The sequence below is a fragment of the Arthrobacter zhaoguopingii genome (assembly GCF_009828595.1).
GTDB lineage: Bacteria > Actinomycetota > Actinomycetes > Actinomycetales > Micrococcaceae > Arthrobacter_D > Arthrobacter_D zhaoguopingii.
Map to the genome: position 1 here is coordinate 40,666 of NZ_WPNY01000008.1, position 19,957 is coordinate 60,622.

General features: G+C 69.0%; 20 protein-coding genes. 17 read left to right on the forward strand and 3 right to left on the reverse strand.

Annotated features, from left to right (window positions below):
• Positions 1-29 precede the first annotated feature (29 nt).
• The 9 genes from atpB (at position 30) to GVV86_RS11700 (ending at position 7,521) form a co-directional block, all read left to right on the forward strand.
• Positions 30-851: a F0F1 ATP synthase subunit A gene (gene atpB, locus GVV86_RS11660; protein ID WP_159618502.1), complete on the forward strand. Its 822-nt coding sequence runs from the start codon at positions 30-32 to the stop codon at positions 849-851.
• A 73-nt stretch (positions 852-924) separates the two neighbouring features.
• Positions 925-1,140 (forward strand): ATP synthase F0 subunit C, encoded by a 216-nt coding sequence (locus GVV86_RS11665; RefSeq protein ID WP_019481292.1) that lies wholly within the window; start codon positions 925-927, stop codon positions 1,138-1,140.
• Positions 1,141-1,190: 50 nt separating this feature from the next.
• Positions 1,191-1,739, forward strand: a complete 549-nt coding sequence (locus GVV86_RS11670) for a F0F1 ATP synthase subunit B (protein WP_120165201.1) — start codon at positions 1,191-1,193, stop codon at positions 1,737-1,739.
• Positions 1,739-2,554: a F0F1 ATP synthase subunit delta gene (locus GVV86_RS11675; protein ID WP_159802903.1), complete on the forward strand. Its 816-nt coding sequence runs from the start codon at positions 1,739-1,741 to the stop codon at positions 2,552-2,554. Before GVV86_RS11670 ends, GVV86_RS11675 begins: the two co-directional genes overlap by 1 nt.
• 93 nt (positions 2,555-2,647) lie before the next feature.
• Positions 2,648-4,279, forward strand: a complete 1,632-nt coding sequence (gene atpA, locus GVV86_RS11680) for a F0F1 ATP synthase subunit alpha (protein WP_120165203.1) — start codon at positions 2,648-2,650, stop codon at positions 4,277-4,279.
• A 95-nt stretch (positions 4,280-4,374) separates the two neighbouring features.
• A complete protein-coding gene (locus GVV86_RS11685; protein WP_159618498.1) occupies positions 4,375-5,268 on the forward strand; it encodes a F0F1 ATP synthase subunit gamma in 894 nt (297 codons plus the stop codon).
• Positions 5,269-5,319: 51 nt separating this feature from the next.
• Positions 5,320-6,783 (forward strand): F0F1 ATP synthase subunit beta, encoded by a 1,464-nt coding sequence (atpD, locus tag GVV86_RS11690; RefSeq protein WP_159618496.1) that lies wholly within the window; start codon positions 5,320-5,322, stop codon positions 6,781-6,783.
• 5 nt (positions 6,784-6,788) lie between these two features.
• The gene (locus tag GVV86_RS11695) at positions 6,789-7,079 is read left to right on the forward strand and encodes a F0F1 ATP synthase subunit epsilon (protein ID WP_159618494.1); all 291 of its coding nucleotides are present in this window, start codon (positions 6,789-6,791) and stop codon (positions 7,077-7,079) included.
• A 10-nt stretch (positions 7,080-7,089) separates the two neighbouring features.
• The gene (locus GVV86_RS11700) at positions 7,090-7,521 is read left to right on the forward strand and encodes a DUF2550 domain-containing protein (protein WP_159802904.1); all 432 of its coding nucleotides are present in this window, start codon (positions 7,090-7,092) and stop codon (positions 7,519-7,521) included.
• A 13-nt stretch (positions 7,522-7,534) separates the two neighbouring features.
• On the opposite strand, the gene GVV86_RS11705 is transcribed toward GVV86_RS11700, so the two are convergent.
• On the reverse strand, positions 7,535-8,743 hold the full coding sequence (locus GVV86_RS11705; RefSeq protein ID WP_159618490.1) for an N-acetylglucosamine-6-phosphate deacetylase: 1,209 nt from the start codon (positions 8,741-8,743) through the stop codon (positions 7,535-7,537).
• Between the two features lie 50 nt (positions 8,744-8,793).
• Complete coding sequence (nucS, locus tag GVV86_RS11710) at positions 8,794-9,489, reverse strand: endonuclease NucS (protein WP_159618488.1); 696 nt, start codon at positions 9,487-9,489, stop codon at positions 8,794-8,796.
• A 123-nt stretch (positions 9,490-9,612) separates the two neighbouring features.
• Here nucS and GVV86_RS11715 point away from each other — a divergent pair, with 123 nt between their 5' ends.
• Together GVV86_RS11715 and GVV86_RS11720 are read left to right on the forward strand one after the other, a co-directional pair.
• Positions 9,613-9,936: a hypothetical protein gene (locus GVV86_RS11715; RefSeq protein ID WP_159618486.1), complete on the forward strand. Its 324-nt coding sequence runs from the start codon at positions 9,613-9,615 to the stop codon at positions 9,934-9,936.
• A gap of 34 nt (positions 9,937-9,970) precedes the next feature.
• Complete coding sequence (locus tag GVV86_RS11720) at positions 9,971-10,762, forward strand: alpha/beta hydrolase (RefSeq protein WP_159618485.1); 792 nt, start codon at positions 9,971-9,973, stop codon at positions 10,760-10,762.
• A gap of 16 nt (positions 10,763-10,778) precedes the next feature.
• Here GVV86_RS11720 and GVV86_RS11725 read toward each other — a convergent pair whose 3' ends face one another.
• Positions 10,779-11,975: an AI-2E family transporter gene (locus GVV86_RS11725; protein ID WP_159618602.1), complete on the reverse strand. Its 1,197-nt coding sequence runs from the start codon at positions 11,973-11,975 to the stop codon at positions 10,779-10,781.
• 447 nt (positions 11,976-12,422) lie between these two features.
• Here GVV86_RS11725 and GVV86_RS11730 point away from each other — a divergent pair, with 447 nt between their 5' ends.
• The 6 genes from GVV86_RS11730 (at position 12,423) to GVV86_RS11755 (ending at position 19,934) form a co-directional block, all read left to right on the forward strand.
• On the forward strand, positions 12,423-14,126 hold the full coding sequence (locus GVV86_RS11730; RefSeq protein WP_159618484.1) for a DUF8094 domain-containing protein: 1,704 nt from the start codon (positions 12,423-12,425) through the stop codon (positions 14,124-14,126).
• A 49-nt stretch (positions 14,127-14,175) separates the two neighbouring features.
• Positions 14,176-15,126 carry a tetratricopeptide repeat protein gene (locus tag GVV86_RS11735; protein ID WP_159802905.1) on the forward strand — a complete coding sequence of 317 codons (951 nt, stop codon included), beginning with the start codon at positions 14,176-14,178 and terminating at the stop codon, positions 15,124-15,126.
• Between the two features lie 45 nt (positions 15,127-15,171).
• Positions 15,172-16,302, forward strand: a complete 1,131-nt coding sequence (locus tag GVV86_RS11740; protein WP_159802906.1) for an NADH:flavin oxidoreductase/NADH oxidase — start codon at positions 15,172-15,174, stop codon at positions 16,300-16,302.
• Positions 16,303-16,332: 30 nt separating this feature from the next.
• On the forward strand, positions 16,333-16,632 hold the full coding sequence (locus GVV86_RS11745; protein ID WP_120165215.1) for a DUF3039 domain-containing protein: 300 nt from the start codon (positions 16,333-16,335) through the stop codon (positions 16,630-16,632).
• 72 nt (positions 16,633-16,704) lie between these two features.
• Complete coding sequence (locus GVV86_RS11750) at positions 16,705-18,156, forward strand: MFS transporter (RefSeq protein WP_159802907.1); 1,452 nt, start codon at positions 16,705-16,707, stop codon at positions 18,154-18,156.
• Positions 18,153-19,934, forward strand: a complete 1,782-nt coding sequence (locus GVV86_RS11755; protein WP_159802908.1) for a DEAD/DEAH box helicase — start codon at positions 18,153-18,155, stop codon at positions 19,932-19,934. Before GVV86_RS11750 ends, GVV86_RS11755 begins: the two co-directional genes overlap by 4 nt.
• Positions 19,935-19,957 lie beyond the last annotated feature (23 nt).

Genomic DNA, 19,957 nt, shown 5'->3' on the forward strand with positions numbered 1-19,957 from the left:
AACGATGGACACTGCAGAGAGGAAACGCGTTGATCGCGCTTGCGCTCCCGGCCGCAACAACCGATGAGGGTTTCGTTGCCCCCACGATTGAAGACACCCACTATCCGGACATCCTCCCCTGGGGCGGTGAATACGGCGTCTGGTTCGAAGGTGGCTTCGGCAAGCAGATGCTCCTTGTCATCTTCTCCGTCATCCTGATCGCCTCCTTCTTCATGGCCGCCTCGCGCCGCCGCCAGATGGTTCCGGGCAAGCTGCAGTTCCTCGGGGAGTCCGCCTACGGGTTCGTCCGCAACTCCATCGGCAAGGACATCATCGGCGGCCGGGACTACCTGAAGTACGTTCCCTGGCTGTTCGCCGCATTCTTCTTCGTCCTGGTCAACAACATCTTCGGCGCCATCCCGCTGCTGCAGATCCCGACCTTCTCCCACCCGGGCAGCGCCTACGCCATCGCCGCGATCTTCTACATCCTGTGGATCGCCATCGGCGTCAAGAAGCACGGCCTGCGCTACTTCAAGCTGGCCGTCGTGCCCTCGGGCGTGCCGTGGTACATCATGCCGCTGCTGATCCCGATCGAGATCATCTCCAACTTCCTCGTCCGGCCTGTCACGCACTCGCTCCGGCTCTTCGCGACGATGCTCGCCGGCCACCTGATCATCACCCTTGCGGGCTCCGCAATCGAATACATGGCGCTCTCGGGCAGCATTCTGCTGCAGGGAACCGGTGTGCTCGTCCTGGGCGGTGCGGTGGCGATGTATATGCTCGAAGCTCTGATCATGGTCCTCCAGGCGTACGTCTTCACCCTGCTGGCCGCGATCTACATCGAGGGCGCGCTTCACGCCGACGCCCACTGATCACAAATTCTTCCCCGTCGGGGATGATCCCAAACAACCTGCCGCACCAAGGCGGCATCTTGAAAGGAACACAATGGAAGTACAGGGTAGCCTCAACCTCGTTGGATACGGTCTCTCCGCAATCGGCGGTGGTATCGGCGTGGGTCTCGTATTCGCCGCCTACATCAACGGCGTAGCACGTCAGCCCGAGGCACAGCGCGTTCTTCAGCCGATCGCCTTCCTGGGCCTGGCTCTGACCGAAGCCCTCGCGATCCTCGGTCTGGTCTTCGCCTTCGTCATCGGCGCCTAAGAACTCCAGGCTGGAAATCCGAAGACCAGTTGAAGAAAGACGGGTGAAACATGTTTAATGCAGCCATTATGGCAGCGGAAGAGGGCGCAAACCCGCTCATCCCGAACGGGTGGGAAATCCTTGTCACGCTAGCGGGCTTCGCGGTCCTGATGTTCATCGTCATCAAGTTCGTCATGCCGGCGTTCGAGAAGACGTTCGCAGAACGCACGGAGGCCATCGAGGGCGGTATCGCCAAGGCGGAAGCCGCCCAGGCCGAAGCCAATGCGGCACGCGAGGAGTACAAGCAGCAGCTTGTGGACGCCCGCGCGGAGGCCAACCGCATCCGCGAGGAGGCCCGCGCCGAAGGTGCACAGATCCTCGCCTCGCTCAAGGAGAAGGCGGCCGCCGAGTCGGCACGCATCACCGAGCAGGCCCACGTCCAGATCGAGGCCGAACGCCAGGCCGCCGTGGTGTCCCTGCGGGCCGAGGTCGGCACGCTCGCCACCGAGCTGGCAAGCCGCATCGTCGGGGAGTCCCTGGCCGATGACGCACGCTCTGCGCGCGTCGTTGACCGCTTCCTCGCCGATCTGGACAACCAGAGCGCAGGTGCAGCGAAATAATGGCCGGTGTATCAAGCCAGTCCCTCGCCACGGTCCGCCGGGAGCTCGAAACGCGGCTCCCCGGCGCCCCGCTGTCACTGGCCGAGGAGCTTTTCGGAGTCCTCTCCATCCTCGACAGCAATGCGGGCCTGCGCCGTGCGCTGACCGACCCTTCCCGCACGGGCGGGGACAAGGCCACGCTGGTGGACCAGCTCGTGGCGGGCAGGGTCTCGGCTGACGCCGTTGCAGTGGTCAAGGAGCTCGTCGCCGAACGGTGGGCCAACGCCCGCGACATCGGCGATGCCCTGGAGACGCTCGCTGCGACGGTGGCCATCTCGGTGGCGGAATCCCAGGGGAGCGGCCCGCAGGGGCTGGAAAAGCTGGAAAGCGACCTGTTCTCCTTCATCGCCGTCGTCGATTCGAACCACGATCTTCAGCGTGCGCTGTCCGACCGCCAGGCGGGCCCGGAGGCGAAGGCAGCCCTTGCGCTGCGTCTCGTCCCCGAGGCCGGTGATGCGGCTCAACTCCTCATCCGCCAGGCTGTGACCGCACCGCGCGGGCTCAAGCCGGCGGCGCTCGTCAAGCGCTTCGTTGAACTGGTTGCCGCCCGGCAGCAGCGCTGGATTGCCACTGTCAGCGTCACCCGTCCGCTGACGGCGGAGCAGCAGTCCAGGCTTGCTGCCGGCCTCAACCGCCTTTACGGGCGCGAACTGCAGGTCAACCTCAACGTTGATCCTTCCCTGATCGGCGGTGTGCGGGTCAGCGTGGGCGACGAAATGGTCGATTCCACGGTGGTCACGAGGCTGTCCGAGCTCCGCCGCAGGCTGGCGGGATAGGCGCCTTTTCGCGCCAAGCAACATCCAACATTGAATTACACACAGGTCACCGCCGTCGGCGGTGATCGCAACACAGGAGAGCAGGGACTGCAGATGGCCGAATTGACCATCAACGCCGAAGATGTCCGTAATGCGTTGAACGAATTTGCGGCGTCCTACGAACCCGGAAATGCGGAGCGCGTCGAAGTTGGCCGCGTCACCACCGCTAGCGACGGCATTGCCAAGGTTGAGGGTCTGCCTTCGGTCATGGCGAACGAGCTGCTGCGTTTTCAGGACGGCACGCTGGGCCTGGCCCAGAACCTTGATACCCGCGAGATCGGCGTGGTCGTCCTCGGCGACTACGGCGGCATCGAAGAGGGCCAGGAAGTCCACCGCACCGGTGAGATCCTTTCGGTTCCCGTCGGTGACGCCTTCCTCGGCCGCGTCGTCGACCCCCTCGGCCAGCCGCTCGACGAGCTGGGCGAGATCGCTGCGGAGGGCCGCCGCGCCCTCGAGCTCCAGGCCCCCGGCGTCACCATGCGCAAGTCGGTCCACGAGCCGATGCAGACCGGCCTGAAGGCCATCGACGCGATGATCCCGATCGGCCGCGGCCAGCGCCAGCTGATCATCGGTGACCGCCAGACCGGCAAGTCCGCGATCGCGATCGACACGATCATCAACCAGCGGGACAACTGGGCCTCCGGAGACGTGAACAAGCAGGTCCGCTGCATCTACGTCGCCATCGGCCAGAAGGCCTCGACCATCGCGGCCGTGCGCCAGACCCTCGAGGACAAGGGCGCCCTGGAGTACACGACGATCGTGGCCTCCCCGGCCTCCGACCCCGCCGGCTTCAAGTACCTCGCACCCTACGCGGGCTCGGCCATCGGCCAGCACTGGATGTACGGCGGCAAGCACGTCCTGATCGTGTTTGACGACCTGTCCAAGCAGGCCGAGGCCTACCGTGCGGTGTCGCTGCTGCTGCGCCGCCCGCCGGGACGCGAAGCCTACCCGGGCGACGTGTTCTACCTGCACTCCCGCCTGCTCGAGCGTTGCGCCAAGCTCTCCGACGAGCTGGGCGCCGGCTCGATGACGGGTCTGCCGCTCATCGAGACGAAGGCCAACGACGTCTCGGCGTACATCCCGACCAACGTCATCTCCATCACCGACGGACAGATCTTCCTCCAGTCCGACCTCTTCAACGCCAACCAGCGTCCTGCGGTCGACGTCGGTGTGTCGGTGTCCCGCGTCGGAGGTGCGGCGCAGGTCAAGTCCATGAAGAAGGTCTCGGGCACGTTGAAGCTCGACCTGGCACAGTACCGCGACATGCAGGCCTTCGCCATGTTTGCCTCGGACCTCGATGCGGCCTCGCGCCAGCAGCTGACCCGCGGCTCGCGCCTGACCGAACTGCTGAAGCAGGGCCAGTACTCCCCGATGCCCGTCGAGGAGCAGGTTGTCTCGATCTGGGCCGGCACCAACGGCCACCTCGACGAGGTTCCCGTCAGCGACGTCCGGAAGTTCGAAAGCGAATTCCTTGACCACCTGCGGAACCGCTCGTCGGTCCTGACGACCCTCGCCCAGACGAACAAGCTCGAGGACTCGACAGTCCAGGAGCTTGAGAGCCAGGTCGAGGCCTTCAAGCAGGGCTTCTTCGGCCAGGGTCCCGAAAGCCTCACGGCCAACGAGAAGCACGACGCCCTTTCCGAGGACGCAGTGGACCAGGAAAAGATCGTCAAGCAGAAGCGCTAAGGGCCACCGGCCGCCGTCCCGCAGGAATGCGGGACGGCGGCCGGCGCCTGGAGCCTTAGTCGTTCCCCGGACGGGGAGCGAAGGAAAGGACAAGTATGGGAGCCCAGATTCGGGTCTACCGCCAGAAGATCTCCTCAACGACCTCGATGCGGAAGATCTTCAAGGCGATGGAACTGATCGCGACTTCTCGCATCGGCAAGGCGCGCACCCGCGTCGCGGCGTCGCTGCCCTACGCCAATGCGATCACCCGTGCCGTTTCCGCAGTGGCGTCGCAGTCGGAGATCGACCACCCGCTGACCACCGAGCACACCGAGGTGCGCCGCGCCGCGGTGCTGATCATGACCTCGGACCGCGGCCTTGCCGGTTCATACTCCGCCAGCGTGCTCAAGCAGGCCGAATCGCTGCTCGAGATGCTCCGCAGCGAGGGCAAGGAAGTGAAGTCGTTCCTCGTCGGACGGAAGGCACAGGCGTACTTCGACTTCCGCAACCGTTCCTACGAGAAGGCCTGGACCGGCGGCACCGACGCGCCGGAGTTCGCCACCGCCCGTGAGATCGGCACCGCGCTCGTCGACGAATTCATCACCGGCTACGAAGACGGCGGCGTCGACGAGATCCACGTTGTGTACATGCGCTTCCGTTCAATGGTGACGCAGGAGCCAACAGTCATCCGGCTGCTTCCGCTCGAGGTCGTTGAAGAGGAAACCTCGAATGCCTCGGATCTGCTGCCGCTCTACGAGTACGAGCCGGAGCCGGAGCGTGTCCTTGATGCCCTCCTGCCTCGGTACATCGAGTCCCGGATCTTCGCGGCTCTGCTGCAGGCAGCCGCCAGCGAACTCGCCGCCCGTCAGCGGGCGATGAAGTCGGCGGGGGACAACGCCACCGAACTGATCAAGAAGTACACGCGCCTGAGGAACACCGCCCGCCAGGCGGAGATCACGCAGGAGCTTTCGGAGATCGTTGCCGGCGCCGACGCGCTCAGCGCCTCCTGATCCACAAGATAAACTTAGTTCCACGCCATCTACGTAAATGAAGTGAGAGAGATGACTGCCCAGACTGTTGAACACGGTACGGACTCAGTTGCCCCCGGAGCTACCGGCCGTATTGCACGTGTCATTGGCCCGGTTGTCGACGTCGAGTTTCCGGCTGACGCGATCCCCGCAATCTACAACGCGCTGACCTGCGAGATCACCCTCAATGGTGAGACGCACATGATCACCTTTGAGACCTCGCAGCACCTCGGCGACAACCTGGTCCGGGCGATCTCGCTCCAGGCGACCGACGGACTCGTCCGCGGCACCGTGGTGCACGACACCGGCTCGGCGATTTCCGTGCCCGTCGGCGACGGCGTCAAGGGCCACATCTTCAACGTGCTGGGCAAGCCCCTCGACGTCGAGGAATCCGCCCTGCAGATCACCGAGCGCTGGCCCATCCACCGCAAGGCTCCTTCATTTGCCTCCCTCGAGGGCTCGACCGAGATGCTCGAGACCGGCATCAAGAGCATCGACCTGCTCACCCCCTACATCAAGGGTGGAAAGATCGGCCTGTTCGGCGGCGCCGGCGTCGGCAAGACCGTCCTCATCCAGGAAATGATCACCCGTGTCGCCCGGAACTTCGGCGGCACCTCCGTCTTCGCCGGTGTGGGTGAGCGTACCCGCGAGGGCAACGACCTCTGGGTCGAAATGGAAGAGGCGGGCGTGCTCAAGGACACCGCGCTCGTATTCGGCCAGATGGACGAGCCGCCGGGAACGCGCCTGCGCGTCGCGCTGTCGGCCCTGACCATGGCCGAGTACTTCCGCGACGTCCAGAAGCAGGACGTGCTGTTGTTCATCGACAACATCTTCCGCTTCACCCAGGCCGGTTCCGAGGTGTCGACCCTGCTAGGCCGCATGCCTTCGGCCGTGGGCTACCAGCCGAACCTCGCCGACGAGATGGGCCTCCTGCAGGAGCGCATCACCTCGACGAAGGGCCACTCGATCACCTCGATGCAGGCGATCTACGTCCCCGCCGACGACTACACCGACCCGGCGCCGGCAACCACCTTCGCGCACCTCGACGCGACGACCGAGCTCTCCCGCGAAATCGCTTCACGTGGACTGTACCCGGCCATCGACCCGCTCGCGTCGACCTCGCGCATCCTGGATCCGCAGTACATCGGCCACGACCACTACAACACCGCGGTCCGGGTCAAGCAGATCCTGCAGAAGAACAAGGAACTCCAGGACATCATCGCGATCCTGGGTGTCGACGAGCTGTCCGAAGAGGACAAGATCGTCGTCTCCCGTGCGCGCCGCATCCAGCAGTTCCTCTCGCAGAACACCTACACCGCCAAGCAGTTCACCGGCGTTGAAGGCTCGACCGTGAGCATCAAGGACACCATCGAAGGCTTCAGCGCCATCTGCAACGGTGACCTCGACCACATCGCCGAGCAGGCGTTCTTCAACATCGGCGGGCTCGACGACGTCGAGCGCCAGTGGGCGAAGATCCAAGAGCGGACCGGAAAGTAAAGCTCATGGCCTCTGCAGAGCTCGAAGTCGAAATCGTCGCGGCCGACCACTTCGTGTGGTCCGGCCAGGCGACCATGGTCAAGGCACGCACCAGCGAGGGCGAGATCGGGATCCTTCCCGGTCACTCTCCGGTGCTCGCCCTGCTCGGGGAAGGCGAACTTGCCATCCAGCCGGTGAGCGGTGAGCGCGTCGTGGTGGCGGTCGACAGCGGATTCTTCTCCGTCGACAGCAACCGTGTGGTCATCGTTGCCGACAACGCCACGATCGGCGATTCGGTTTCCGCGGGAAACCGCTGACACCACCACCATGGACGGTCTGAGTCTGCTGTTGATTCTCATTGCGGCCGTCTTCGGCGTGCTGGTCCTGCTGGTCGGCGCGTTCCTGCTGCGCCGTTACCAGCTGGGCCGGACGCTCGGTACCTTCGACGCCTCCATCCGCCTCCCCGACAAGGGGTGGCGGATGGGGGTTTGTCGTTATACGGACACCCACCTCGAATGGCTGCGGCTGATGTCGCTCAGCCCCGTGCCGCCCCACCGCTACCTGCGCAGCTCGCTTGAGCTCAAGGGGTGGCGCCAGCCCACCGAGGCCGAGGATGGCCGCGTACTGCCCGGCTGCATCGTGGTCACGCTGGCCTACGAAGGCTCCGAGCTGCAGCTGGCCATGAAATATCCGGTCTATGCGGGCCTGTCCTCCTGGCTTGAGGCCGGTCCGGTGATCGGCATCGGCACCTGGCGCTGAGCAGCCCCTGGCGTCAGGGCAGTTTCAGCCAGACCCCGGCCCTCAGAACCCCCAGCAGGTCGAGCCCGGGGGAGACGATCACCGCGTCGGCGCGCAGGCCGGGGCGCAGGCTGCCGAGTTCATCGGCCAGCCCAAGAACGCCGGCGGGGACCGCCGACGCCGAAACCACGGCATCGTGGAGCTCCACGCCGGCCTCCACTGCGCAGCGCACCACCTCCAGCAGCGTCCGTGTCCCACCGGCCGGCGCCTCGGACCCTCCCCTGCGGGCCACGCCGTTCCGCACCGTGATCTCACTGCGGCCCAGCCGGAACACCCCGTCCTCCCGCCCCGCGGCCGCTGTTGAATCACTGACCAGGCAGATATTGGCCGGTCCGGCGAGCGTGAAGGCCATCCGTGCGGTGTCGGCGTGCAGGTGCACGTTGTCGGCGATGAGCTCGACGGCGATCTCCCCGGCGCGCGCCCGCTCGAGCAGCAGCGGGACCGGCCCGGGGGAGCGGTGGTGGATGGCGGGCATCGCATTGAACAGGTGCGTGGCCATGGGCCGGCCGCTGAACCCGTCGAAACCGGTCGAGGCGAGTTCCTCATTGATCAGGTCGAGGGCGGCGGAGGCCTGTTCGGCGGTGCAGTCGGTGTGCCCGATGGCGGGAATGACCCCGTGCGTGACCAGGTCATAGACGAGCGTGTCGGTGCCCTCGAGTTCCGGGGCGTACGTCATGGAGATCAGATGGCCCCCCGCCGCGGCCGCCAGGTCCGTCAGCAGGCCCTCATCCGGGTCCTGGAGATGAGCCGGGTCGTGCATGCCCGCGCGTGCGGGGGACAGGAACGGGCCCTCGGCGTGGATTCCCGCGATCAGGCCCTCATCGGCTGCGGCGGACAGGAGCGCAAATGCCCCCAGGAAGTCCTCGCCCGGGGCGGCGCCCGTGCTGGCGAGCAGCGTCGTCGTCCCGCGGCGGTGCTGGAAGGAGACGGCCGTGCGGATGTCCTCGGCGCTGCCGGAGGTGAAGTCGCCGCCCCCGCCGCCGTGGCAGTGGAGGTCGACCAGCCCGGGGAGGATCAGCGCTCCCTCGGGCAGCGGCGGGGTGCCCGCCCCGTCGGCCGGCCGGGCCGGCCCGGCGTAGGTGATGCGTGAACCCTCCCAGCTGAGCACGGCGTCCTCGATGATGCCCGAATCGGTCACCATCCGCCCGGAAAGGTGGTTGGACGTGCCCTGCAGGTTGGCCATGGTCCGATTCTATGCGCCGGAACCGGCCCGTGCCGGAGCCGGACGTACTGCTAAAACAGACGGGACTCTTTATCGTCGACGCCGCGCATCGCATCGTAGTCGAGCGTAAGGCAGTCGATGCCGCGGTCCGCGGCCAGGGTGCGGGCCTGGGGCTTGATCTGCTGGGCCGCGAAGACGCCGCGCACCGGCGACATCAGGGGGTCGCGGTTGAGCAGTTCAAGGTAGCGGGTGAGCTGTTCCACGCCGTCGATGTCGCCGCGCCGCTTGAGCTCGATGGCCACGGTGGCGCCCGAGCCGTCGCGCGCCAGGATGTCCACCGGCCCGATCGCGGTCATGTACTCCCGCCGGATCAGGGTGAAGCCCTCGCCGAGCAGCGTGATCTGCTCGGCCAGCAGGCGCTGCAGGTCCGCCTCGACCCCGTCCTTCACCAGGCCCGGGTCGACGCCGAGGTCGTGCGAGGACTCGTGGAGCTGCTCGCGGATATTGATCACCAGCCGGTCATCGCTCTTGGCGTGCTGGACGGTCCACACCTCGGAGATCCCCTCGGCGGCGTCGGCCTCGTCGGGGGCGCTGACGCGCAGCGAGGCCGGCGGGCTCATCCAGTTCAGCGGCTTGTAGGAGCCGCCGTCGGAGTGGACGAGCACGGAGCCGTCGGCCTTGACCATCAGCAGGCGGGTGGCCAGCGGCAGGTGGGCGCGGAGGCGGCCGATGTAATCGACGGAGCAGCGGGCAATGACTAGACGCACACGCTTCACTGTACCGTTTGGCGGCCGGCCGCCGGGCCGGCGGCCCCGGAGCGTGTCCGCGGCGCGCCGGCCCGGCCGCCGGCGGGGTTTCGGCCCGGACGGAAGTTCGGGCAGACTTGGACCATGCCCCGCTCGAACCGCCCCCGCCGCACCAGGGGCCATTCCCGCGGCACGGCGCCGGTTCCGGCGGAGCTCGACCTGGAGCGGGCACGGGCCGGCTTTCCGCTGCGAGTGAGCGCCCCGGACGGCGAATGGTCGGTGCGCCGCATCACCGAGCGCAACGCGGCCAAGGAGTACACCTGCCCCGGGTGCCACCGGGTGATTCCGCCCGGGGTCGCCCATCTCGTGGTGTGGCGTGAGGATTCGCTGCTCGGGGCGGAGTCGGCCCTGGCGGACCGCAGGCACTGGCATGTGCACTGCTGGAACACCCGCAGCTACCGGTACTGAGGGCGGCCCGCCGGCGGGCACCTAGAATGGGGAAATGGCCAGTGATCCCCAGGACTACGAGTTCACCCCAAGCACCGGACCGATCGACATCCGCGCCTCGACGGTGCTGCCCGCCGAGCGGCGGAACATCGAGCTGAAGACCGCCGACGGACTGACGCTCGTCGGCGAGTTCGCCGCACCCCTGGACGGGGAGCCGAAGGCGACCCTGGTCACCCTCCACCCGCTGCCGACCCACGGCGGGTTCATGGACTCCCACCTGTTCCGCAAGGCCTCTTTCCGGCTGCCGGCCCTCGCCGGGATCGCCGTGCTGCGGTTCAACACGCGCGGCACCTGCTCTCCGCGGGGATGCAGCGAGGGAACCTTCGACGGCGGCGGCGCCGAACGCCTGGACGTCGAGGCGGCGGTCCGGTGGGCGGTCGACCAGGGCCTGAAGAACATCTGGCTCGTGGGCTGGTCCTTCGGCACCGAGCTGTGCCTGAAGTACGGCGCCTCCGACCAGGTCGCCGAGCACATCGAAGGCGCGGTCCTGATCTCCCCGCCGCTCCACCGTGCTGACGACGCCGACCTGGACACCTGGGCCGCTTCGGGACTGCCCCTGACGGTGCTGGTCCCCGAGCTTGACGACTACCTCCGCCCGCCGGCCGCGCAGGAACGCTTCGCCGCCGTTCCGCAGGCGGTGGTGACCCCGGTCGACGGTGCCAAGCACCTGTGGGTGGGGGAGAAGTACGCTGCCCGGGCGCTGAACGAGATCGTCGAGGTCGTCCTTCCCGGGCAGGCCTCACCGCTGCCCACCCAGTGGGAGGGCGAGGCGGCCACCGCCTCCTGAGCGCCGGCCGGCGCCCCTACTGCTGGTCCTGCCGGGCGATGAAGACCTCTTTGAGCAGCAGCATGATCGCCGCCGCGGTGGGGATGGCGATGAGGGCGCCGAGTACGCCGAGCAGGCTGCCTCCCGCGATCACCGCGATGACGGCGACAGCGCCGGGGACCGCCACGGCCCGCTGCATGATGCGCGGGGAGATGAAGTAGGCCTCGAACTGCAGGTAGGCGAGGTACGGGATGGCGAACAGCAGCGCGGTCTGCCACCCGACGGTCAGGGCCACCAGGCTGACGAAGCAGGCGGCGATGAGCGCCCCCACCAGCGGGATGAACGCCAGCAGGACGACGACGAAGGCCAGCAGCACCGAGAACGGCACGCCCGCGATGGACATGACGATGAAGGCGAACGCGCCGTTGAGCAGGGCCACGCAGGCCTGCCCGATCACGTACATGCCCACGCTGCGGGTGATCTCCTCGGACAATGACTGCACGCGGGCCCGCCGCGACCGGGGTGCGAGCCGGTAGGCCCACTTCTTCATCGAGGGGAGCGAGGCCAGGAAGTAAAGGGTCAGGACCAGCACGATCAGGGTGCCGAACAGGCCGTTCAGGATGACGGTACCCACCCCCAGGACGCCGCCGAAGATCCCGCTGACTATGCCGTCCTCGGCGAAGAAGTTGTTGATCTCCACCAAGGCCCGGTCACGGACCTGGAACTGCCGGTCCACGGTGCGGAAGAAGTCGGAGTTGAGGAAGGTCTGGGCGTAGGCCGGGCCGCGCTCGATGATCTGGGAGGTCTGGTTCACGATGGTGGGAATCAGCGTGGCAAAGAACCCCACCACCAGGCCCACCAGAACCGTCAGGGACAGGGTGATGCCGGCGGGGCGCGGCACCCCGCGTTCGTCGAGCCACCTCACGATCGGGTCGAGTCCCAGGGCGATGAACAGGGCCGCCCCGATCCACAGCAGCAGCTGCCCGACGTTCATGATCATGAAGTAGGCGAGCAGTGCCAGGCCCGCCCCGACGCTGGCCATGAACCCGAAGTGGATCGGGTGCTGGCGCATCGAGCGGGGAGGCAGCCCGCCGAACTTCAGCCGCTCGTCAGTGAGCTGCACCGAGGGGTCGACGGGGACGGGCAGCGGGTCCACCTCGGGCGGGAACTCGAACCGCCGCCGCGGCTGGGCCCCGGGGATCGGCCGCCGCAGCCGGGTGAACAGCGCAGCCATCCGGCCCTGGGCGAGGGCAGGGTCGGCTCCGCTGCCGGCAGGGTCGATTCCGCCGCCGTCGCCGTTATGGACCGCCGACTCGCCGTCCGGCCCCGGCAGGGGCGCGTTGACCGGCACTTCCTCATTGTTCGTCACGCTGCGGTCTGCTTTCACTGGTGCTGCATTCCACTTTGAATCACAAGCGAAACACTACAGCCGGGCTTCGGGGAAGGCAGGCCTTTCCGCGCACTCCGGGCGGCCGTGGTGCGCCCCGGGCGGCGGGCGCTGGCGCCGGAGCGGAGTGAGCCGGTACACATGAATCAGTTCCCCACGGGCAACTTCGCTACCATGGGAAGACTAAATCGAGAGAAAGTGCAGCCTGGCCCGTGCGTGCCCGCGGACGGCCGGCGGTGCGCCGCGGATCGGGAGGTCCGCTCCACACGACAACGAATAGGTACCCGCGTGCGCGTGAAAACTGCAGTCCCGATCATTATTGCCGGCGTGCTGCTGATGCTGATTGGCATCGGCCAGCGCACGTTCTGGGCCCCACCGGAGACGGTGACCTTCAGCGTGCCCGCCGGGGCGGAGGCCGGGCCGGTGACGGTCATCGACGCCGCCGCCCGGAACGACGACGCAGGCGACGTCGATATCACCGTGAAGAGCGGCGGTCCGTTCACCCTTGCCGTGGGCAGGGCGGCGGACGTCGACGCGTGGGTCGGCGACGCAGCCCACCTGCGGGTCACCGGCGTCGGTGACGAGGAGCTCACGACGGAGTTCGCCGAGGGCGAGGCCACCGTGCCCGATCCCCGCGGCGCGGACCTGTGGACGAGCGAGGAGACGGCGGAGGGCTCGGTGACCCATCGCTGGATCAACCCTGCCGAGGGTGACTTCTCCATCCTGCTCGTATCCGACGGAACCGCCGCTGCGCCCTCGGACATCTCCATCACCGAGCCGAACGACGCCTCGACACCGCTGGCCGTGCCCCTGATCGTCGCCGGCGCCCTCCTCGCGGTCCTGGGGATCGCACTGCTTTTCATCTCCCCGCGCAGCACCGGATCCGGCCGCGGCCGCCCGACCCCGGCGCCCGAGGGTTCGCGGGCCTACCTCCGCCAGCAGCGCGCCCTCGCGGACCGCGGGGTCCGTGCGCGCCGCATGGTCCACCCGGTGGCCGCGGCCGCCGCAGTACTGCTGGCCGGAACGGCCGTGGCAGGCCCGGCCGCCGCGCAGCCGGCAGTCCAGCAGCAGACCAAAGCCCCCGGGGGCGGCTCCGGGACGGCAAAGCCGGGTGCCCCGGCCGTGCTCGAATCCCAACTCGAGCGCATCCTTGAGTCCGTCGCGACCACGGTCGCCGAGGCCGACGCCGCCGCCGACTCGAAGCTGCTCCAACCCCGCGCCGGCGGTGCGGCGCTCGAACTGCGCACCGCCGGATACGCGGTGCGCGCCAAGGACAAGAAGGCCTCGGCCCCCGCGCCGGTGGCCGGGTCACCGGTGCTCACCCGCATCATCCCCACCGCCGGGGAGTGGCCGCGCACGGTTGTGGCCCTGACCAAGGGCGAGGGGAACCCCGTCCCGCAGGCACTGGTGCTGACCCAGGACAATCCGCGGACCAATTACAAGCTGGTCTCCGCAATCCAGATGCTTCCGGGCACCACCTTCCCGGCCTCCGCGGCCGACGGCGCGCTCAAGGAACTGGCGCCCGACGCCGACGAAGGGCTCGCCATGGCACCGCAGACCGCGGTGGCCGCCATCGCCGACTTCCTGACCTCGCCCAAGGGCAAGCACAAGGGAACCTTCGAGGCCAACTCCTTCGCCGACGCCATTACCGGATTCCAGTCGGGTGTCGTGGCCGATCGGGACAACGCCGCGGCCACCATCTCCTTCCGCCACGTCGCCCAGGCGCCGAACACCCGGGCGCTGGGCACCGAGGAAGGCGGCGCCGTCGTCTTTGGATACCTCAAGCACACCTACTCGAGCGTGCCGAAGGGCAGGGGCGATTCCATCGACCTCAACGGGACGATCTACGAGACCCTCACCGGCCGGGAAAAGACCGAAAAAGGAATTGACGTCAACTACGGTGAGGCCGTGATGATGTACGTACCACCGGCGGGCAGCAAGGACAAGATCCGCGTGATCGGCGCCGCGCAGCAGCTGCTGGCCGCCAAGCTCAAGTAGACGCCTCCGGCACCCCCGTTCACGAACTCCTGATCCGAAAGGCAAGCCATTGTCCACACCAGCCGGCCGCGGCAACGTGCCGCCGTCAATGAACCTTCACGGCGCCGTCGACCTCGCCGCCGTCAAGGCCCGCGCGGAGGCGGCGGCCCGGCCGGCCGCGGACCGGCCCGCCGCCGCCAGCCCGTACATCGTCCAGGTGACCGAGCAGACGTTCCCGCAGCTGATCCAGCTGTCCGCCTCGGTTCCGGTGATCGTCGACCTCGGTGCCTCCTGGAGTGAGCAGTCGGCCCAGGTCAGCGCCGTCCTCGAGGCAGCTGCCATCGACTTCGACGGCCGGTTCCTGCTGGCCAAGGCCGACCTCCAGGCCCAGCCGCAGATCGCTCAGGCGTTCCAGGCGCAGGCCGCTCCCACCGTCGTGGCGGTGGTCAAGGGCCAGCCGGTGCCCATGTTCGAGGGAGCGCTGCCGGCCGAGCAGATCCGCGCCTTCATCGACGAACTGCTCAAGGTCGCCGAGGCCAACGGGGTCACCGGCACCCTCAACGACGGCGCACAGGCGCCGCCCGCGGCGCCAGCGCCGGAACCCGAACTGCCGCCGCTGCACCAGGAGGCCTTCGACGCCATCGAGGCCGGGAACTACGCCGCGGCCGCCGCGGCGTACCGCCGGGCACTGGCCGAACAGCCGGCCGACGCCGACGCGAAGGCCGGCCTCGCGCAGGTCGAACTCATGCAGCGCCTCGAAGGGTCCGACGCGGTCGCGATCCGCACCGCCGGGGCCGAGCGCCCGGACGACGTCGAGGCCCAGCTCGCCGTCGCCGACCTCGACCTGAGCGGGGGACACGTCGAGGACGCCTTCGCACGCGTCACCTCCTTCGCGGCCCGCAGCGCCGGCGAGGACAAGGAAACGGCCCGGAAGCGGCTGCTCGAACTGTTCGAGATCGTCGGCCCCACCGACCCCCGCGTCACCAAGGCCCGGGCCGCCCTCGCCCGGGCGCTCTTCTAGGCCGCCTCGCCGGCCGTTCCGCAACACCACTTTCGTTAGGACTCCATGACCTCCGGCACCACCGCCTCCGGCACGACCACCCCCGGCCTGTTCGACCCGATCACCCTGCGTTCGCTGACGGTGCCCCACCGGGGGTGGGTGGCCGCGATGTGCCAGTACTCCTGCGATCCGGTCGGCGCCCCCGGGGTCCCGACGGACTGGCACCTGGTGCACCTCGGCCAGTTTGCGACCGGCGGTGCGGCGATGATCATCACGGAGGCCGCCGCGGTCAGCCCCGAGGGACGGATCAGCCCGCGCGATGCCGGTATCTACAACGCCGAGCAGGTCGCCGCCTGGCGCCGCATCACCGACTTCATCCACACCCAGGGGACGCCCGGCACGCTCACCGGGATCCAGCTCGCCCATGCCGGGCGGAAGGCCTCGACCTACTGGCCCTTCAGCAGGCTTCACGGGTCGGTGCCCGAGGCCGAGGGCGGCTGGGAAACACTCGGCCCCACCGGCGAGGCCTTCGACGGCTATGCCGCCCCGCGGGCGATGACCGAGGAGGACATCCTCGCGGTGATCCGCGACTTCGGCGAGGGTGCCCGCCGTGCCGTGGAGGCCGGCTTCGACACCGTCGAAATCCACGGCGCCCACGGCTACCTGCTGCACCAGTTCCTGACCCCGCTGGTCAACACCCGCACCGATGGCTGGGGAGGCTCCGAGGAGGCACGGTTCCGCCTCACGCTGGAGGTCATCGACGAGGTCCGCAGGAACATCCCGGCCGAGATGCCGCTGCTCCTGCGCATCTCCGCTTCCGACTGGGTCGAGGGGGGCCTCGACGGTGCCGCATCGGCGCGGCTCGCTGCGAAGGCCGCCGAGCACGGGGTCGACTTCGTCGATGTCTCCTCCGGCGGAGCGGTGGCGCATGTGCGGATCCCCGTCGGTCCGGGCTACCAGGTGGAGTTCGCCGAGACGGTGCGGGCGGCCGGGCTTCCCACCGGCGCCGTCGGCCTGATCGACGACCCGGAGCAGGCGGAAGGCATCATCCGCGAGGGGAAGGCCGACGTCGTCCTGATCGCCCGGGCCGCGTTGCGCGACCCCCACTGGTGGCTCCGGGCCGCGCACGTCCTGAAGCGCGAGCTCGCCCCGGTGCCGCAGTACCAGCGGGCCGGATCCTTCGGCCGGACCAGGTAACCGGCAGGGGGCCGGCGGTAGACTGGTTCCATGACGATGCCCGCAGACCCCTTTGCCAACGACCCCCTGGACAGCCCCGGCGCCGGCTCGACCGCCACCCTCGAGCGGGAGGAACAGCGCCAGGAGGTGGAGCCGGGCGACAGTGAGCGCTTCGCGCATTACGTGCGCAAGGAAAAGATTATGGAGTCGGCACTCACCGGAGAGCCCGTCATCGCCCTGTGCGGCAAGGTCTGGACGCCGGGCCGCGACCCGGAGAAGTTCCCGGTCTGCCCCGAGTGCAAGGAAATCTACAACGGCCTGCGCCCCGGCAAGGACGACACGCCGAAGTAGGCCTCCGGGCCGGTGTCCAGCCCCACCGCCTCCTGCGCCGCGCGGGAGGGAAGCAACGATGCGTGAGGTGCCATGACGGATACCCCCGCGCCCGAATCCGCAATGGCGGCACGCCTGCGCCCGCTGACGTTCGGGCTGATCGCAATCATCACCTGTGCCGCCTTCGAGGCCATGGCCGTCGCCACCGCCATGCCCGCGGTGGCGGACGAGCTCGACGGGGAGGCCAGCTACGGCCTGGCCTTCTCGATGTACCTCACCGCCTCCCTGCTGGGCACGGTCCTCGCGGGGTCCTGGACGGACCGGAAGGGGCCGCGCCCCGCATTGAGGGTCGGCATGGCCCTGATGATCGCCGGCCTGCTCCTGTCCGGAGCCGCGCCGGAGTTCTGGGTGGTGACGGCAGGACGGGCGGTCTCCGGGCTCGGCGGCGGCTTCCTGATCGTCGCCGTGTACGTGGTGATCGGCCGGGCCTTCCCTGCCGGGGCGCAGCCCGTGGTCTTCGGCTGGCTCTCGGCCGCCTGGGTGGTGCCCTCGCTGGTGGGGCCCCTCGTGGCGGGGGTGGTGGCCGAGGAACTGCACTGGCGGTGGGTGTTCCTCGGAGTGGCCCCGCTGGTCGCGGCGGCCGGCCTGGTTGTAGCTCCCCGGATCCGCTCCCTGGGCCCGCCGGCGGACCCCGCCCCCGGCGGAACCGGCGGCGCCGGCTGGCGCCGCGCCCTGCGGGGCCTCGGGCTGTCGGGCGGAGTATTCGCCGTGCAGTGGGCCGTTATCCGGCTGGCGGCCGACGGCAACAGTGCCGCCGCGACGGGCCTGCTTGTGGCCCTCGCCGCCGTCGGACTGGCGGCGGTGTTCATCACCCTCCCGGGGCTGCTGCCGCGCGGCACCCTGCGTTTCGGCCGGGGCCTGCCGAGCATCATCGGCACCCGCGGCCTCGTGAACGTCGCCTTCTTCGGCGCCGAGGCGTTCATCCCCCTGATGCTCGTCAGCGCCCGCGGCGTCGACGCGCCCACCGCCGGGCTGGCCCTGAGCGCCGGGGCCCTCGGCTGGAGCGCCGGGGCCTTCCTGCAGACCCGCGTGCGCTTCCGCCGCCAGTGGCTGCTGGTGGCCGGCTCGACCCTCCTCTCGCTCACCCTGGGCGGCTTCGCCCTCGCCTCGGGGGCCCAGGCGCCCCTTCCGGTCCTGATCCTCATCTGGGCCTTCGCCGGAATGGCCATGGGGATGACCCTCTCGAGCACCTCGGTCCTCGTCCTGTCGCTCTCACCGAAGGCCGAACAGGGGCGCAATTCGGCGTCGCTGCAGATCGCCGACCAGCTCGGTGGGGTGGCCGGCACGGCCGGGGCCGGCACCCTCTTCGCCCTGCTGCGCGATCCCGCGGCGCCGGGGCGCGTCGAGGTGTTTGTTGCGATCTGGCTGGCTCTGTGCCTGTTCGCGGCAGCAGGTATAGTTTCCGGTCTGAGAGGGGCACAGGCACCCAAGGCCGGCCCCACGAAGGACACCAAGAAGTCAATGGAAGGTACTGTCCCGGCGTGAGTAGTGACACCCTGTTCGGGGCCGGCCCAGCCCTGCCGCCCGCCTACCCGGAGCGAGCGGCGTGGGGCACGGCACCCAAGCTCCGGCAGTGGCAGAGCGAGGCCCTGGAGAAGTACTTCGCCAATTCGCCGCAGGATTTCCTCGCCGTGGCCACCCCCGGGGCGGGAAAGACGACCTTCGCCCTGCGGGTCGCCACCGAGCTCGTCGAGCGGGGCATCGTGAACCGGGTCACCGTGGTGGCGCCGACCGACCACCTCAAGCGCCAGTGGGCCGACGCCGCCGCGCGGGTGGGCCTGGCCATCGACCCGAACTTCAAGAACGCCGACGGCCGCCACGGCAACGGCTTCATCGGCGTCGCCGTCACCTACGCCCAGGTGGCCAGCAAGCCCATGCTGCACCGGGCCAAGACCGAGGCCGCGAAGACCCTGGTGATCCTCGACGAGATCCACCACGGCGGCGACGCCCTGTCCTGGGGCGACGGGATCCGTGAGGCCTTCGAGCCGGCCACCCGCCGGCTCGCCCTGACCGGAACGCCCTTCCGCTCCGACACCGCGGCCATTCCGTTCGTCGAGTACGTCGAGGACGGCGACGGCATCCGCCGCTCGCGCTCCGACTACACCTACGGGTACGGCCAGGCGCTGCGCGACCACGTGGTGCGCCCGGTGATCTTCATGGCCTACTCGGGCCAGATGCGCTGGCGCACCAGCACCGGCGACGAGATGGCGGCGTCCCTCGGCGAGGCGGCGGTCACCAAGGACATCACCGCCCAGGCCTGGCGCACCGCGTTGAACCCGGCGGGGGAGTGGATTCCCGCGGTGCTGGCGGCGGCCGACAAGCGCCTCACCGAGGTGCGGCGGACCGTGCCGGACGCCGGCGGCCTCGTCATCGCCACCGACCACGACGACGCGCGCGCCTACGCCGGCCGGCTGAAGAAGATCACCGGGGAATCCCCGACGGTCATCCTCTCCGACGATGTCAAGGCCTCCTCGAAGATCGAGGAATTCTCCGCCGACACCACGCGCTGGATGGTCGCAGTCCGCATGGTCTCCGAGGGCGTCGACGTGCCGCGCCTGGCGGTCGGGGTGTACGCCACCTCCACCGCGACGCCGCTCTTCTTCGCCCAGGCCGTCGGCCGGTACGTGCGTGCGCGGCGCCGCGGCGAAACCGCGTCGATCTTCCTGCCCTCGGTTCCGAACCTGATGGCCCTGGCCAACCAGCTCGAGGCCGAGCGCGACCATGCCCTGGACCGCCCCACGACGGGGGAGGAGGACGGCTTCGCCCTCGAGGAGGGCCTGATGGAGGCGGCGAACCGCGAGGAGAAGGCCTCCGATTCGCTCACCAAGCAGATGTTCGAAGCCCTCGAGTCCCAGGCCTCCTTCGACCGGGTGCTCTTCGACGGCGGCGAGTTCGGCACGGGCGGTGAGATGGGCAGCGAGGAGGAGTTCGACTTCCTGGGCATCCCGGGGCTCCTTGACGCCGACCAGGTGGGGCAGCTGCTCCGCCAGCGGCAGCAGGAGCAGCAGTCGCGGCGGCGCGGACGCGCCCCCGAGCCCGCACCGGCCGACCCCGCGGTGCCCGACCACCGGCAGCTGACGGAACTGCGTGGGCAGCTCGCCAAGAACGTCTCGGCCTGGTCGGCGCGGACCGGCACCCCCCACGGCGTGGTGCACACCGAACTGCGCAAGGCCTGCGGCGGCCCGGCGGTGGCCCAGGCCAACGAGGAGCAGCTGCAGCGCCGGCTGAAGAAGCTCCAGGACTGGTTCATCGGGCGGAAATAGTTCCTCCCGCGTGCTCCGGCACC